Origin of the sequence: Persicitalea sp. (assembly GCF_041751555.1) — a bacterium.
Classification (GTDB): Bacteria; Bacteroidota; Bacteroidia; order Cytophagales; family Spirosomataceae; genus Persicitalea.
The window spans coordinates 1-14,290 of sequence record NZ_JBGSXF010000383.1 but is presented as its reverse complement, the minus strand read 5'-3'; the positions used below and the strand labels follow the sequence as shown (position 1 = coordinate 14,290).

Genomic DNA, 14,290 nt, shown 5'->3' with positions numbered 1-14,290 from the left:
CTTTGCACCCTGATCGATCCATTTCTTCAAAGTGTTCACTTCCTCATCCGACAGCTCCGGCCCCTTTTTAGGCATCCGCTCGTCGGGATCATCGCTTAGGATACGGCGGATCATTTCGCTGGCGTTGGCATCGCCGCGGACGACAGGAATTTTACCGGATTTGCCGGGTTTGAGCATTTCCTCTTCAAAAAGAAAACTGACGTTGCCCGCTTTCTTTACCCCACCGTGGCAAGCCATGCAGTTTTTGTTCAGGATGGGCTTGACGTCGGCATTGTAGTCGATTTCTTTCTCAAAAAGCCCCAACCACGATGACAGAAGCAGCGCAATTCCAATTCCCAGTACGACAAAAAAATTTTTCAATTTTATTCAAAAAAATGTTGAATCGAGAAAAATTATCCAACAGCAGGCCATTCGAGGGCAAGAAAGAAGCGGCCCACTACTTTGACAAAAGCGGGTAGGACCTACATATTTACCTGCTTTTGAATGACTAACCGAACGTGAAGATTTTCTGGCTTGGATGAATGCTCCTAAGATTTCAAAAAATTTGGTTCAAAGCCTCCAGCTTGATGCCAATAGCCATCAATCCCGCATTATTAAGATTAATTCATACGCACTGCCTTTTATTGACAGCATTGAGAGTTGAGACAGCAGACACTTATTTTTCAACCAGTTCCTCGACTAGTTTCCTGGCAATTTTCTTGGCAGAAGCAGGGTTTTGGCCTGTGACGAGCCGCTCGTCCATTTCGATATTCTGCGTGAAGGGAATGCGGGTTTTGGTGAAGTGGGCTCCGTGTTCGCGGAGGCGATCTTCGAGCGAAAAAGGTACCTCGCTAACCATACTTGACAGCGTTTCCTCCATATTGGAGAAAGCAGTCAGGTACTTATCGTCAATGAGCCGCTTTCCATCCGAAAGTTGGACATTCAGCAATGCGGACACGCCGTGGGCTACGGCAGCTACTGTGCCGCGGTTTTCGTAAATAACCGATGTGATTTTTTGCAAATCGGCATTGTCCGGGAAGTCCCACATGGTACCGTGGCCACCCGTAAAATAGATCAGGCCATATTTTTTAGGATCGATATCGCTGGGTTTCAGCGAACTTTCCATCCGCTGCCGGAAAACTTCGTCTTCGTAATAGGTGCGGTTAACCTCGTCCTTCAAATCGAGACTACGCTCGTCGATGGGAATCACGCCCCCCAGCGGACTGACCAGATCATACGCAATTTTTTGCCGATCCAAAACCTGGCAAAAGTGGGTCAATTCACTCAGCCAAAGGCCTGTTTTGTTGGTTTTATTTGGAAAAGTGTCGTGATTGGTACAAACGATCAGGGCTTTCATAGAAAATAACGGATTGGGGAAGGGTTCAAGGCTCAGCCTGAAAAGTAGGAAAAATAAATTTTGGCACAAAAGCGTAGAGTGTCTTTCGGCATTTTTAGTGATCAATGAGTCAAGTCGTCGAGGGATCGGGAAAATAGTAGTTTGGGCAACCAAGGCACTTTACCTCGCGTAGGCTTTACAATGTTGTTCATTGAGTGCCAATTTATACTAATCTCATTTTCAGTCTTACGAAATGAACGAACGCTCCCAGCCCAAATCGCTCGTCCTTATCGGTTTGTTGGTTTTTCAATCGCTATCCTTACCCTTTTCTATTGCCCAAAATCCAGAAAACGCCTTCGTTTACGGTGACGCGCTTCCCGACGCCCCTGAGTTGTCGGCGCGGGGCGAGTACAAAATTGGGGTTCGTACGCTGGAATTTGTCAATAAAAATCAAGTCGATGTCCTCAAATTCAAGGAGAACGCAGATGCAAAATACGACCGCACGCTAAAAGTGGAAGTATGGTACCCGGCGAACTTACCCGCCAACAAACCTGAACTTGTCAGCTACGAAGAGGTGATGGGTACTTCCAACGACCCCAAGCGGCCGCTGATTCCCTTCACATTTATGGGTCGCGCCGCGCGCGATGCCGCGCCGCTCAGCACCGCAGGTACTTTTCCGCTGATCGTCGTGTCGCACGGCTATGTCGGCTCGCGGTACTTGCTCACCTACCTGACAGAAAATCTGGCTTCCAAAGGCTACGTAGTGGTGGCCATCGACCACGCCGAATCCACCTTTCGCGACGCGGCGGGTTTTACGAGTACTTTGCTCAATCGTTCTAAGGATATTTTGTTTGTCCTCAATCAGATGGCCGATTTAGGAAAATCAGGAAGTAAGGATCAATTGGCTGGCCTGATCGACGCCACCAACACCGGCCTCGTCGGCTACTCCATGGGCGGTTACGGCGTGCTGAACGTAGCGGGTGCCGGTTATAGCGAGGCATTTGCTAAAGCCTTCGGCGGGATGACGGGCGGAAGTCAGTCCATCGAGGTACGCACAACCCAAAATGCTGAGTATGAAAAGTCATTCGATCCGCGCATCAAAGCGGTAGTAGCATTTGCCCCCTGGGGCATGGAGCGGGGCGTTTGGGATAGCGAGAGTTTGAAAGGCTTAAAGGTGCCGACGTTTTTCGTGGCAGGAAGCCAGGATGACGTGTCGGGCTACGAGAAGGGAATCAAAGCGATTTATACGGGAGCAATCAACACCGAGCGGTACTTGCTGACTTACGAAAACGCCCGCCACAACGTGGCCCCCAACCCGCCACCCGCCGTGGCACTGCAACCCGGACTACCCTTCGACGAGTACTACCGCTACGCAGAACCCGCTTGGGACGAACGCCGATTGAACAACATCAACCAACACTTCGTGACGGCATTTTTAGGAAAGTATTTGAAAGGTAAAGACTACGATAAGTACCTGGATTTGCCCGTAAATTCCAATGAAAAAACCTGGACGGGCTTTAAAGCGAGAAGTGCTACGGGTATGGAGTTGCTACACGAGGAAGCGGCAAAATAATCGCAGAGATCGCTGAAATTTTAAGCAAATCGCGCAAAGACTAAGTGATTTCTACAGAAAAAGCTTTGCTACTACGGCGTACCGGAGCTTTGCAGTTAAGACAACGACTTAATCTTCGGCATATCATTTCCCGTCATGACCTCCGGGGCTACCATCACACGACTGTGAGGATCGGCGTTTTCGAGATTCAGCACACCACGCGGGCAGACCGCCGAGCAGATCCCGCAACCCACGCAGGAAGCCCGCACGATGTCTTGCCCCTTCTGAGCATAGGCGCGAACGTCGATTCCCATTTCACAATAGGTAGAGCAGTTGCCGCAGGAAATGCACTGCCCACCGTTGGTCGTGATGCGGAAGCGCGACTTGAACCGCTGCACCAAACCGAGGTAAGCCGCCAGCGGACAGCCGAATCGGCACCAAACGCGGTTGCCCATCAGCGGATAAAAGCCCACACCCACCACCCCCGAGAACAGCGCACCGATCCAGAAGCCGTAAGCGGCGCGCACAGAGTGACTGCTGACCGGGCCGACGTTAGACTGCCCCGTAAAGAACGTATAAAGCACGAAGGCCGTCATGACGATGGCAAACACCAGTACGCCATGCACGGTGTAGCGTTCTATTTTCCAAGCCCTCAGCGATTTGTCAGACAACTGGCGGTGCGGGTCGCCGAGGGTTTCCGCCAGGCCGCCGCAGCCGCACACCCACGAGCAGTACCAGCGCTTGCCGTAGATGTAGGTGAAAATCGGCACCGCCAGCACGAAGAGTGCGATACCCCACACAAGCATAAAAATCCCCAAAGTACCATTGCTGATGAGTTCGTTGAGGTTGAAGTCGAAAAAGAAATCATAATCCAACGGCCACATGTTTTTGAAATCGAAGTAGGGCTCATTGAGCCGCACCAGTATTTCGGGAATCAGGAAGGCAAACGAAGTCTGGAAGAACATCACCGACACGGAGCGAATCTGCTCGTAAGGCGAGTGGCGGTACTTGATGATCATCCTGATACCCATAATCAGGATACAAAGCGTGTAAAGGAAGCCGTACAAAAACCACTGCGAAGCCGGGCCACCGTTGAGGGCCTCGCTCAGGGGATCGACCAAAAGTACCCAATTGACGATGTACTGCGGATAAAAGTATAGCACTACGTAAAAGCCAATCAGGAAAGTACCCAGCAGGATGCCGATCCAGCCGACTGAGGTGGCCGGATGGTGGTAGATGTGGTCGTTCTTGATGCCGGGCAACAGGCGGTTCTTGGGAAAGATGTACATGAGCGCGCCCACGATGGCCAGTCCGAAACTAAGCCAAAACCACAGGGCCGTATGCTCAGTAATCGGCCCTTCGGAGGCCGCTTTTGTCACGAGAAAAGCATAGTCGTCATAGATGACCTCACCCTCCTTTTTTTGGTCTCTTAAGCCCTGGTTGACCGCATCCTGTATTTTACTGAACGCATTGCTGAATGCAAAAGCCGTGGAATACGTCTTCCCCAGCATAGGTTCTGTCTTGTCTTTCAGCAGCTCGTAATGCTCCTTCTTGACTATGGTCGTGTCTTGGAGAATCTCGCTGGTGAGGGTGTATTTCCCTAAGCTCAAAGTAGCAATCCAAACCGCAAAACCGATTACGAATAGCGTCAGGCCAATTTTTTGAATAAGAGTCATAAGATTTGTGTAATCGTTTAATCGTGGAATCGTGGAATTAGCGTGCGAGTGACTGTCTCTAACCTTCATCCCCATACCCGCTCCCAGAATGCGGCCTTTCCCCCCAATCTCACATTGTGCTTGGGACTGAATTTGTTGAAGGCGGCAACGATGGTTTTTTCGTGCTTTTCAAAAAATTCAGGGTCGAAGTTGGCATCTCGGAAATGCGAGAGGACGTAGCCGATGCTTTTCTTGCCTTTGATCCATTTCTCGCAGACTTCGTGTCGTAACCTCATGCCAAAGTTGTTAATACCGACCAGCGCGTTATTGTCCTCGCGGTAGTTCAGCCGCAGGGAGATTTTCCCACTTGGGTGTTCCCAATAAAAACTCTTCTGGCCTTCGGGCGTTTCGGCGGGCACCATTCCGTAGGTCTGATACTCTATGTCCATGAATTTGGCGGAGTTGAAAAACACGCCGGGCTGGTAGGAAGTTTTGGTTTGGCAGATGCTGCGGGCTACGGTTTCGCCCATGATGCGACCAGTGTACCAGATTTGCTCCACAGGCTTCCGGTCTTCCAGCGGTTCACGGTGCTGCACGCAGTCGCCAATGGCGTACACGTCAGGTAGATTGGTTTCCAAGAACTCGTTGACCAGTACACCCTTGTCCGTTTCCAGTTTAGTATCCTCGAACTGCTTAATGTTAGGATGTACACCCACGGCCAATCCTACAAACTGGCACTCAATTTTCTCACCGTCTTTAGTCGTTACACTCGTCACGCGCAGGGCCGTCTCGCGATCGTTATCGTCGTGGATAGCTTCCAGCTCAGTTTCCAGCCGTAAATCCACACCGTGTTCGCGGATGTGGCGGCCGATCATTTCGGCCTCCTCTTTGGGAAGTACCCCGTTCCAGTAGGCGTCCTCTCGTACCAGCATTGTCACGGGAATGTCACGGGTGAGCAGCATTTCGGCCATTTCTATTCCGATCAAGCCCCCCCCGACGATAACTGCCCGCTCGATGCCCTCCGTGTTGGTTTCCATTGTTTCCAGATCCTGGTAGCTGTAAAAGCCCTGCACACCTTCGAGATTCTGACCAGGCCAGCCGAAGGTATTGCTTTCCGACCCCACTCCCAAAATCAGTATGTCGTAGATCAGTTCAGAAGGAACATCGGTACCATGGTCGAGAGTCAAAGTTTTATTTTCAAAATCAAAATTACTGACCCAAGCCTGCCTTAACTCAATGCGGTTCTTCTCCCAAAACCAATTCTCGTAGGGCTTGGTATGCTCGTACTTCATGTGACCCATATAAATGTACATGAGGGCGGTACGAGAAAAAAAGTGTTCTGTTTCGGTGGAGATGACCGTGATGCGGTCATCGGAATGTTTGCGAATGTGACGGGCGGCGGTGATGCCGCTGATGCCGTTGCCGAGGATGACTATATGCTTCATTCGTTTTATTTAGGGTACTTCGTAAAGGGTACTTGATCCTTATTCGCGTTTGCTCTGAAAGTATGCCGTCTCAAAAAAGCCGATTGTTCCGAGGAGGCAAACCGATGGCCATCAGCTATACATCGAACAAGGCACTTTCAATATTGATCGGGTTGGCGAGTAGTTTGTGGACGGGGCAGCTGTTGGCAATCTGGAGAAGGCGGTCGCATTGATCCGGAGCGAGGTCTCCGTGTACTTTGATGCGGCGGGTTATTACGGGCGTTTCGCCTTTTTCGGTAGTCATCTCTAGTTTCACGTCAATGTCATCTACCTTCCAGCCTTTTCGCTGGGCGTACATTTTCAACGTAATACTGGTGCAACTACCCAAGCCACCCAAGATTAGTTCGTAAGGGGTGAGCCCCTGATCTTTTCCACCGATTTCTTCGGGTTCGTCGGCCAGGACTTCGTGCTGTCGCGCATTGAGGGATACGACATAATCTTCCTCGCCCAGTACGGCGGTCAGGGTAGTGACACTCATATAACTTGGGTACTTAATTTCCTGAAAAGTAAGAAATCGCGGATTAGCAAACAAAGTCTTTTCCTGCATACGCAGGAAACAGCGCTCAGGATGCGTCGTCGCCCATGAGTTCTACCACAGGCAGGGTGTGAGGCGAAAACTTGAAGATAACGCGCAGGATGCCCGTCAACGGCAGGGCTACGATGGCCCCTCCTATCCCCCAGATTCCCCCCAGCACTATGATGGAAACAATGCTGAACATAGGGTTCAACCCTACCGCATTGCCTACCAGGAGGGGGGAAAGGGCGTAGTTCTCGATCAATTGGGCTATGGTCATAACTCCCACCACTATAAGGAAGGCGGAAGGATCACCAGAAAGTGCTGCCAACACTGCCGCCAAGCCGCCGCCGATGATGTTACCGATATAAGGTAAAAATGAAAATAAAGCCGCAATGACTGCCAATAGAATGGGGTACTTGATACCCCCAATCAGGAAGCCGATGCAGTAGATGACGGCTAAAGCCGCAATATCTTTAAGCATGCCCCACACATATTGGCTGGCTGTATCACGGGCTTCATAAATCAAGTCGTGGGCCAACTCCTTCCTGCCCGGCTCGACGCAACGAAGGATGAATATCTCGATCTCACGGCGATGGGACAGCAGTAGTACGAAATAAGCAAACATCAGCAGAAAGTTGGCCAAAGTACTGGTAAAGGAACCAAAAAAAACTGCCGCGTAGGTACCCATATTACTAACCACCTGGCTGGCTTTCTCAGTCTGCTCATCAGGAGCTATGCCAAATCGTCGATCAACATACTGCTGTGCTGAATTGAATATTTCGCTAGCCTTCTGCTCCATCTGGGGTAAATCCTGCGCAAGCAGACTCACTTGGTAATACAGCAAGCCGCCCATCCCGGCAAAAAATAGTAGCAGTAAAACGGTGCAGGCCGCTACTGCCCAGCCCCGACTAAGGCCTTTGTTAATCAGCCAATCCTTGACCGGGCTAAAAACCATCGCCAAGACGATGGCTACGAAGAATGTGACCAGAAATGTTTTGCCCAGATACATGGCCGCTGGTATGCCGACCAGCACAATGACCCAGCGGGAGACAGCAGCTATATTTTCCTTCATGAAGATTGAGTTGGGTGAGTAGCCGCCAGTCAGTAAACAAGCGTGCCAATCAACGTCGGTTCCTTTTGTTGAGCGCGATGCTCAACCCTCCATATACGTCCACGCCCTGGGATTTGAAACGGCCATTTCGGGAGAAAACGCCCAACAGATTGTCAGAACCGAGCACAAATGGTCCCGCCCGTAACCCTGCCCCTACGGCGAGGCCCCCGTTCTGGCGGATTATAGGGAAGGCAACGCCCACTTGCTCCGACTCGAAGCGAGGCGTAATAGCTAAGAGGCCTGTTTGACGGAACTGGGGCGTAGTCGTTCGGTCAATTCCCTGGATTATAGTAGCGTTGACAAAAATATTATCTAACAGCTTGAGGTCGGCGCTAAGGTTTATGGCCGAAGGTGTGGCGATGCTGAATTTGCCTGTATTATCAGCTTCCGTCAAGCCAAACTCCTTCTCAAGTACTCTTCCAAAGGCATTCAGCTGATTCTCTCGTTCGCGAGGTGAACTGTATTCACGCCACTCCTGCTCCGTAATCTGCCGATCCTCAGCCTCTATTTGGTAGTTTTTCACCTTCGCCCCCGCGTAATTGATCAATCCAACATCAGTAACAGAAGCACTAAACCGTAGCCGTGGCATGGCTTCTTCGCCGTCGAGAATTTCCAGAGAGAGGCCCGCGTCCCAGCCCCAGCCCTTGCCGCTGGCGTTGCGGCCAAACAGCCAGCCCGGCGAAAGAAAGGAGTCTCGGGAAGCATTGGTATAGCCCGTCTTTGCTGAAAAGCGGTCTATTTGCATATAGGCGCTATTGACCTTGGAATCATCGGGCAAGACACGGTAATTCAATTCCTGGTTTTGGACGTAGCCGCCCGCGTAGCCAAAATACCGCTTGATAGTAAAACCACCTTTCAGCCGAAAGACATCGTTCTCTAGCAGTACCTGACCCAACGAAGCTGCCCATTCTGAATAAGCCTGACTCGTAAGGTTAAACTTATTCTCTGACTGAGATGCGAAGAGGGCCAATATGCCCAAATTCTCTAAGTTCTGGGTATTGGCCAGGCCCAAACGCGCAATAGCCATCAATTGCTCAGAGGCATCTGTCACCTGCACGCCACTGCGTACGCGCGTCATCAAAGCCAAGTTGGTCTTCTCGCCCAAGCGGAAGGATACCGCCGGGCCACGCAGCTCCCCGGAGAGCGTCCCATTCTTAGGTTTTCCATTCCTTATCTCTTCCAAGTCGTAAGGGTCGAGTGGACGCTCGTTCTTCTGCCTCAACAGATCAAACATCGAAAAAGGCGCAGCGTAACGCACATAGTTATTATCTATGTGGATACCTCCTGATAATAAGTGCAATTGCGTTCCGTAGCGGTTGTCCGCCAGAAACGCCGGGTTCTGATAAGCGGCATAAAAGCCGCCATTATTCTGCGTAGCCAGCCCCAAAAATTTCTGGGCAGAGGCTTTTTCAATAAAAAAACAGCCAGCTAGGCTTGCGGTAATCAAAAGGGGTAGTTTTTTCATGGTATGGGTGATTTTAAGAAAACGATATTAGAATCAAATATCGTTCTCAACTAATTTTCTAACACTACAAATTCCACTCGACGATTCAGGGACTTGTTATCCTCCGTGTCGTTGGTAGCTACTGGTTTGGTTTGGCCGTAGCCGCGATGCTTCAAGCGGTTGGAGGCAATGTCTTTTCGGAGCAGGTAAGAATAAATGACCTTTGCGCGATTTTCGGATAAGTACTGGTTGAGCCTGGCGTCGCCCACGTTGTCGGTGTGTCCGGCGATTTCAATTTTCAGCTTTGGGTTATCGCGCAAAGTACGGTAGAGTTTTTGGAGTTGTTCGCGGGATTCGGGTCGAAGATCGTATTTGCTTTGGTCGAAGTAGATTTTGTCGAGTTTGATAACATCGTTGACTTTCAAATTTGTAAACACCGAATCGGCCCGCTTTTCCATCAGGGCGGTATATTGATAAAAGCCACAGGTATCGCACGAAACCAGTAGAACTTCCTCGATGGTGAAGTAATCCTCCGCCGCCGTTTCCACCGTCACGGTGTCGGAATGGTACATCTTGACATTGAAGTCGGGACTATCTAACCGATTGGCCCCTTGGTACTTTTCATTGGCCGTGTGCAGGAACACCTTGAATTCGGCGGGAACTTCGCGGCCCGTTTTATCATCTACGGCGCGTACCGTGAATAGTGTGACGGGTCTTTGGGAGGAAACTACCTGCGCCGAGGCCTTATAAATTGAGAGGAAGGCGAATAGCAAAAAGCAAAGCGAGGGACGGAGCATGGAGGACGTCTTTGATTTCAAGATTCAAAGAACTAACGACATTTCGAATCAATAATTGATACCCACTATTTAAAAGTTGAATCAAATACGGGGAATAATAGCCCCACTTTGCAGCACATCCTAAGTATTTCTTTAATCTGTTCTGTAATATTCCATCCCCAACTCTTGATATTTACTGTCTGGTACGAGCTTTTTAACCCGTAAACTGTTCCCCAATTTTAACTAAACCCCTTTTTGTTATGCTCAAATGGTCTGTTATTCTCATTATTGTGGCGATCATCGCTGGTGTATTTGGCTTCGGTGGTATTGCATCGGGTGCCGCTGAAATCGCTAAAATTCTGTTCTACATATTTATTGTCCTCTTCGTACTAAGCCTTATTTTCGGTCGGTCGAAGTTGTAATGCAATTCCGTTCTTTAGAACAAAAAACCGGAAAAACGATTTAGTTTCGTTTTTCCGGTTTTTTTGTTTTATGAGTACATGGGTACTTTATCTCACTCCCACTCAATCGTTGCCGGTGGTTTGGAAGAAATGTCGTACACCACGCGGTTGACACCTTTGACGCGGTTGATAATGTCGTTGGAGATTTCGGCCAGAAAATCGTAGGGCAGGTGCGCCCAATCGGCGGTCATACCATCTACAGAGGTTACCGCGCGCAAAGCCACCACGCGCTCGTAGGTACGTTCGTCTCCCATGACACCCACGCTTTGGATGGGTAGCAGCATGGTACCGGCTTGCCATACTTCGTTATACAGGCCATGTTTTTTCAATCCTTCGATAAATATCGAATCGACTTCCTGCAAAATAGCGACCCGCTCCGCCGTGACATCGCCCAAAATGCGAATCGCCAGTCCTGGGCCGGGAAAGGGATGCCTGCCAAGAATGCCGCCGGGCAAACCAAGCGTTTTCCCTACCTCCCGAACCTCATCTTTGAATAAAGTATTGAGCGGCTCCACCACTTTCAGATTCATGAAGTCAGGCAAACCGCCCACGTTGTGGTGCGACTTGATCGTCGCCGATGGACCTTTGACTGATACGGATTCTATGACATCGGGGTAGATAGTACCCTGCCCCAGCCACTTCACGTCCTGAATCAGGTGCGCTTCCTGATCAAATACTTCGATAAAAGTACGGCCGATAGCTTTACGCTTATCTTCGGGATCTTCCAGCCCTTTCAAAGCGGCGTAAAATTGCTGAACAGCGTCAACTCCTTTGATATTCAGCCCCATATCCTGGTAAGAATGCAAGACTTCTTCAAATTCGTTCTTGCGCAGCAGTCCGTTGTCCACAAAAATGCAGTACAACTGCTCACCGATGGCGCGGTGCACCAGCGTAGCGGCGACGGTAGAATCGACTCCGCCCGAAAGCGCCATAACTACCTTGTCCTCCCCTATCCGGGTTTTCAGCGCCTGAATCGTCGATTCCACGAACGATTCGGTAGTCCAGTCCTGATGGCAACCGCAGACGCCCACCACGAAATTGTGAAGCAACTGTTTACCTTCGGTCGAGTGCGTCACCTCGGGGTGAAACTGAATGCCGTAGCTAAGTTCGCCGGCAATTTTGAACGCCGCCACCTCCACCGAGGTCGTAGAAGCAATCACGTGAAAATTGTCGGGAACACGCTTGATGGTGTCGGCGTGCGACATCCATACTTGCGAAGTTTCCGAAAGCCCGGCCAGCAAAGACGAATCTTCGTCCACGATTTCGAGCCGGGCGCGGCCATACTCGCGGTTCTCGGAGGGCATAACGTCGCCGCCCATTAATTGTGCCATGAGCTGCGCTCCGTAGCATACGCCCAGGATGGGTACTTTGTGACGAAACTGATCCAGGTCGATGCGCGGAGCATCGAGGTCGCGTACGGAACACGGACTCCCCGAAAGAATAACGCCCTTTACACCAGGCGTAAGGTCGGGAATATGGTTGTATGGATGGATTTCGCAGTAAACGTCCAATTCACGAACCCGCCGGGCGATGAGTTGGGTATATTGCGAGCCAAAGTCAAGGATGAGGATTCTTTCGGTCATGTTCGATTTTTGGAAACCGCGAAGTTAGGGCAAAGGGGCAAAGAGGCAAAGGGGTAGAGGCACAAAGTTAAAAAAATGGTAGGGCTGGCATATCCAGAAGCGCTCAAACTCACACACTCACCGCTTCTTCTCGTACCTGGGTGATCGCCTGCACAAATACCCCGGCGGGCTGAGCCCCCGAAATGCCGTACTTGTTATTGATGATAAAAAACGGCACACCGCTCACCCCCATCTGCTGGTAGTGGTCGATTTCCTGCCGAACCGCGTAGCCGAGGTCGTCGTCGGCAATAATCCGCTCGACCTTAGCCTCATCCCAGCCGTATGGCGCGAAGAGCTCTGATAACACCTTTGGGTCTTTCAAATCTCTGGCATCGGTAAAGTACGATTTCAGGAGTATTCCCTTTGCTTCGTTCTGAAAGCCTTCCTCTTTGGCTACGTGCAGTAGTTTGTGCAAGGGCAGCGTATTGATCGCCTCAGCAATCTCGTCAAGATTGAAGTCGATGCCTACTTCCTCGCCTACTTGGGTGAGGTGATCGAACATCTGCCGGATGCGGCCCTCATCACCAAACTTTTTGATGTAGTATTTCATGCGTTCCATTCCTTCGGCGGGAATCGTGGGATCTAGCTGAAAGGGATGCCAAGTGACCTCTACATCCTCCGGGTTACCTAGCTGGTCGAGCGCGGCTTCGAGTCTTTTCTTGCCCACGTAACACCACGGACAAACGATGTCCGAAACAATATCTACAGTTATTTTATTATTCAAAGTAGTCTCCATAAGTAAATAATCGGTTTTTTGTATTTGTTATTTTAGACAAACAGGTCGCGACTGCAATTGATTCATCAGGCTTCTCTGATGCCGTATTGGTGATCAAAGTTGATGCGTATAGCCGTATTCGGCACCCTGACCGTTGTTTTTCAATAAAAAATTACTTTTGTCATAGTATGTTTTGCATTAATCGAATGTAATTTTACATTCTCCATTGTTAACTTTTACAACTATCATTATGATGAATAGACGTGAGGCGCTGTCCCGCGTGGGCCTGATAATGGGTAGTGCCGTCACGGCGCCGACCCTGATCGCCTTTATGGACGGCTGCAAGACCAAAGACGCCGCCACCGGAGCCGAGTTCGCCTTCGAGCCCGAGCAACTGAACCTTGTTTCAGAAGTAGCTGAGGTCATCATTCCCAAGACGGACACTCCCGGAGCCAAAGACGCCAAAGTGGGTGAGTTCGTTGAAAAGATGCTGAAAGATTGCTACTACGAGAAAGATCAAAAGAGCTTCATGGCGGGCCTTTCCAAGCTGGAAGACAATGACTTCATGAAAGCCTCGGCTGATGAGCGCATCACACTGCTGACCGCCGCCGAACAGGAGTCTATGGATGAGTTGAAGCGTATCGGTGACGAGCGCAGCAAAGTACAGGAAGCGGGTCAGGAATTTGATGAGCCCGGTGTACCTTTCTTCCGCCTAATGAAGGAATTGACCCTGCTGGGCTACTTCACCTCCGAGCCGGGTGCTACCCAGGCTCTGGAATATGTAGCCATTCCTGGCCGCTACGATGGCTGCATCGACTTGCTGCCAGGCCAAAAGGCGTGGGCGATGTAATTAGTTGACACAGGGCCGCCTGAGCGGTTAAAAATATCAAAAACCTAGAAAATCGTACAAATGAACCTTAATATAAAAGCCAAACAGCAAGCTACTTACGATGCGATTGTCGTGGGTTCTGGCATTAGCGGCGGTTGGGCAGCCAAAGAACTGACCGAAAAGGGGCTGAAAGTCCTGATGCTGGAGCGGGGGCGGGACATCAAGCACGTGACCGACTATCCTACTGCCATGCAAGGCCCGTGGGAACTACCCCACCGGGGTCGCGTGACCACTATGGCCCGCGAGGAATACTGGGCCAACTACCGCACGGGCTACACTGCCAATGAAGAGCACCGCCATTTTTTTGAAAATGATAAGGAGAACCCCTATAAGGAAACTCGCCGATTCGACTGGATTCGCGGCTACCACGTAGGGGGGCGCTCGCTGTTGTGGGGCCGCCAAAGCTACCGCTGGAACGAGGAAGATTTCGAGGCCAACGCCAAAGAAGACTTAGGTACCGACTGGCCCATCCGTTATAAGGATGTGGCGCCCTGGTACGACTACGTGGAAAAATTTGCGGGCATCAGCGGATCACGCGAGGGCCTGGATGTGCTGCCCGACGGCAAGTTCCTTCCCCCCATGCAGCTCAACTGCGTGGAAACGAAGATTAAGGGCGATCTCGAATCGAAATTTCCGGGCCGGAAGCTTATCATTGGCCGCGTAGCACACCTCACCCAGCCGCAGGACTTTCATACCGAGTTGGGCCGGGCTGCCTGCCAGTTTCGCAACATGTGTATGCGCGGCTGTCC

The 14,290-nt window shown here is 50.7% G+C and carries 14 protein-coding genes; 4 read left to right on the top strand and 10 right to left on the bottom strand.

Features of this window, described 5'->3' with window-relative positions; genetic code table 11:
* Both ACEW8P_RS13570 and ACEW8P_RS13565 read right to left on the bottom strand, forming a co-directional pair.
* A partial coding sequence (locus ACEW8P_RS13570) for a c-type cytochrome domain-containing protein (protein WP_373513617.1) occupies positions 1-360 on the bottom strand: 360 nt, incomplete at its 3' end.
* Positions 361-655: 295 nt separating this feature from the next.
* Positions 656-1,336 (bottom strand): type 1 glutamine amidotransferase domain-containing protein, encoded by a 681-nt coding sequence (locus ACEW8P_RS13565; protein WP_373513616.1) that lies wholly within the window; start codon positions 1,334-1,336, stop codon positions 656-658.
* Between the two features lie 232 nt (positions 1,337-1,568).
* On the opposite strand from ACEW8P_RS13565, the gene ACEW8P_RS13560 reads away from it, so the two are divergent.
* Complete coding sequence (locus ACEW8P_RS13560; protein WP_373513615.1) at positions 1,569-2,888, top strand: alpha/beta hydrolase family protein; 1,320 nt, start codon at positions 1,569-1,571, stop codon at positions 2,886-2,888.
* 95 nt (positions 2,889-2,983) lie between these two features.
* Here the strand turns inward: ACEW8P_RS13560 and ACEW8P_RS13555 are convergent, their stop codons facing one another.
* The 6 genes from ACEW8P_RS13555 to ACEW8P_RS13530 form a co-directional block, all read right to left on the bottom strand.
* On the bottom strand, positions 2,984-4,543 hold the full coding sequence (locus tag ACEW8P_RS13555) for a 4Fe-4S binding protein (protein WP_373513614.1): 1,560 nt from the start codon (positions 4,541-4,543) through the stop codon (positions 2,984-2,986).
* A gap of 65 nt (positions 4,544-4,608) precedes the next feature.
* On the bottom strand, positions 4,609-5,967 hold the full coding sequence (locus ACEW8P_RS13550) for an NAD(P)/FAD-dependent oxidoreductase (RefSeq protein ID WP_373513613.1): 1,359 nt from the start codon (positions 5,965-5,967) through the stop codon (positions 4,609-4,611).
* Positions 5,968-6,082: 115 nt separating this feature from the next.
* On the bottom strand, positions 6,083-6,484 hold the full coding sequence (locus ACEW8P_RS13545) for an OsmC family protein (protein WP_373513612.1): 402 nt from the start codon (positions 6,482-6,484) through the stop codon (positions 6,083-6,085).
* An 85-nt stretch (positions 6,485-6,569) separates the two neighbouring features.
* On the bottom strand, positions 6,570-7,595 hold the full coding sequence (locus tag ACEW8P_RS13540; RefSeq protein ID WP_373513611.1) for an AI-2E family transporter: 1,026 nt from the start codon (positions 7,593-7,595) through the stop codon (positions 6,570-6,572).
* A 49-nt stretch (positions 7,596-7,644) separates the two neighbouring features.
* Positions 7,645-9,099 carry a DUF5723 family protein gene (locus ACEW8P_RS13535; protein WP_373513610.1) on the bottom strand — a complete coding sequence of 485 codons (1,455 nt, stop codon included), beginning with the start codon at positions 9,097-9,099 and terminating at the stop codon, positions 7,645-7,647.
* Positions 9,100-9,149: 50 nt separating this feature from the next.
* Complete coding sequence (locus ACEW8P_RS13530) at positions 9,150-9,875, bottom strand: OmpA family protein (protein ID WP_373513609.1); 726 nt, start codon at positions 9,873-9,875, stop codon at positions 9,150-9,152.
* A gap of 239 nt (positions 9,876-10,114) precedes the next feature.
* Between ACEW8P_RS13530 and ACEW8P_RS13525 the strand changes: the two genes are divergently transcribed.
* Positions 10,115-10,276 carry a DUF1328 domain-containing protein gene (locus tag ACEW8P_RS13525; protein WP_373513608.1) on the top strand — a complete coding sequence of 54 codons (162 nt, stop codon included), beginning with the start codon at positions 10,115-10,117 and terminating at the stop codon, positions 10,274-10,276.
* A 92-nt stretch (positions 10,277-10,368) separates the two neighbouring features.
* On the opposite strand, the gene guaA is transcribed toward ACEW8P_RS13525, so the two are convergent.
* Both guaA and ACEW8P_RS13515 read right to left on the bottom strand, forming a co-directional pair.
* On the bottom strand, positions 10,369-11,898 hold the full coding sequence (gene guaA, locus ACEW8P_RS13520) for a glutamine-hydrolyzing GMP synthase (RefSeq protein ID WP_373513607.1): 1,530 nt from the start codon (positions 11,896-11,898) through the stop codon (positions 10,369-10,371).
* Positions 11,899-12,007: 109 nt separating this feature from the next.
* Complete coding sequence (locus ACEW8P_RS13515; RefSeq protein ID WP_373513606.1) at positions 12,008-12,673, bottom strand: DsbA family protein; 666 nt, start codon at positions 12,671-12,673, stop codon at positions 12,008-12,010.
* A 229-nt stretch (positions 12,674-12,902) separates the two neighbouring features.
* Between ACEW8P_RS13515 and ACEW8P_RS13510 the strand changes: the two genes are divergently transcribed.
* Together ACEW8P_RS13510 and ACEW8P_RS13505 are read left to right on the top strand one after the other, a co-directional pair.
* Positions 12,903-13,502 (top strand): gluconate 2-dehydrogenase subunit 3 family protein, encoded by a 600-nt coding sequence (locus ACEW8P_RS13510; protein ID WP_373513605.1) that lies wholly within the window; start codon positions 12,903-12,905, stop codon positions 13,500-13,502.
* A gap of 60 nt (positions 13,503-13,562) precedes the next feature.
* Positions 13,563-14,290, top strand: a 728-nt coding sequence (locus ACEW8P_RS13505; protein WP_373513604.1) for an FAD-dependent oxidoreductase, incomplete at its 3' end; no start/stop codon positions are given.

Excerpts from the sequence above, each read along its gene's own strand:
- ACEW8P_RS13565 (WP_373513616.1), bottom strand. The coding sequence starts at position 1,336 with ATGAAAGCCCTGATCGTTTGTACCAATCACGACACTTTTCCAAATAAA.
- ACEW8P_RS13560 (WP_373513615.1), top strand. The coding sequence starts at position 1,569 with ATGAACGAACGCTCCCAGCCCAAATCGCTCGTCCTTATCGGTTTGTTG.
- ACEW8P_RS13555 (WP_373513614.1), bottom strand. The coding sequence starts at position 4,543 with ATGACTCTTATTCAAAAAATTGGCCTGACGCTATTCGTAATCGGTTTT.
- ACEW8P_RS13550 (WP_373513613.1), bottom strand. The coding sequence starts at position 5,967 with ATGAAGCATATAGTCATCCTCGGCAACGGCATCAGCGGCATCACCGCC.
- ACEW8P_RS13545 (WP_373513612.1), bottom strand. The coding sequence starts at position 6,484 with ATGAGTGTCACTACCCTGACCGCCGTACTGGGCGAGGAAGATTATGTC.
- ACEW8P_RS13540 (WP_373513611.1), bottom strand. The coding sequence starts at position 7,595 with ATGAAGGAAAATATAGCTGCTGTCTCCCGCTGGGTCATTGTGCTGGTC.
- ACEW8P_RS13535 (WP_373513610.1), bottom strand. The coding sequence starts at position 9,099 with ATGAAAAAACTACCCCTTTTGATTACCGCAAGCCTAGCTGGCTGTTTT.
- ACEW8P_RS13530 (WP_373513609.1), bottom strand. The coding sequence starts at position 9,875 with ATGCTCCGTCCCTCGCTTTGCTTTTTGCTATTCGCCTTCCTCTCAATT.
- ACEW8P_RS13525 (WP_373513608.1), top strand. The coding sequence starts at position 10,115 with ATGCTCAAATGGTCTGTTATTCTCATTATTGTGGCGATCATCGCTGGT.
- guaA (WP_373513607.1), bottom strand. The coding sequence starts at position 11,898 with ATGACCGAAAGAATCCTCATCCTTGACTTTGGCTCGCAATATACCCAA.
- ACEW8P_RS13515 (WP_373513606.1), bottom strand. The coding sequence starts at position 12,673 with ATGGAGACTACTTTGAATAATAAAATAACTGTAGATATTGTTTCGGAC.
- ACEW8P_RS13510 (WP_373513605.1), top strand. The coding sequence starts at position 12,903 with ATGATGAATAGACGTGAGGCGCTGTCCCGCGTGGGCCTGATAATGGGT.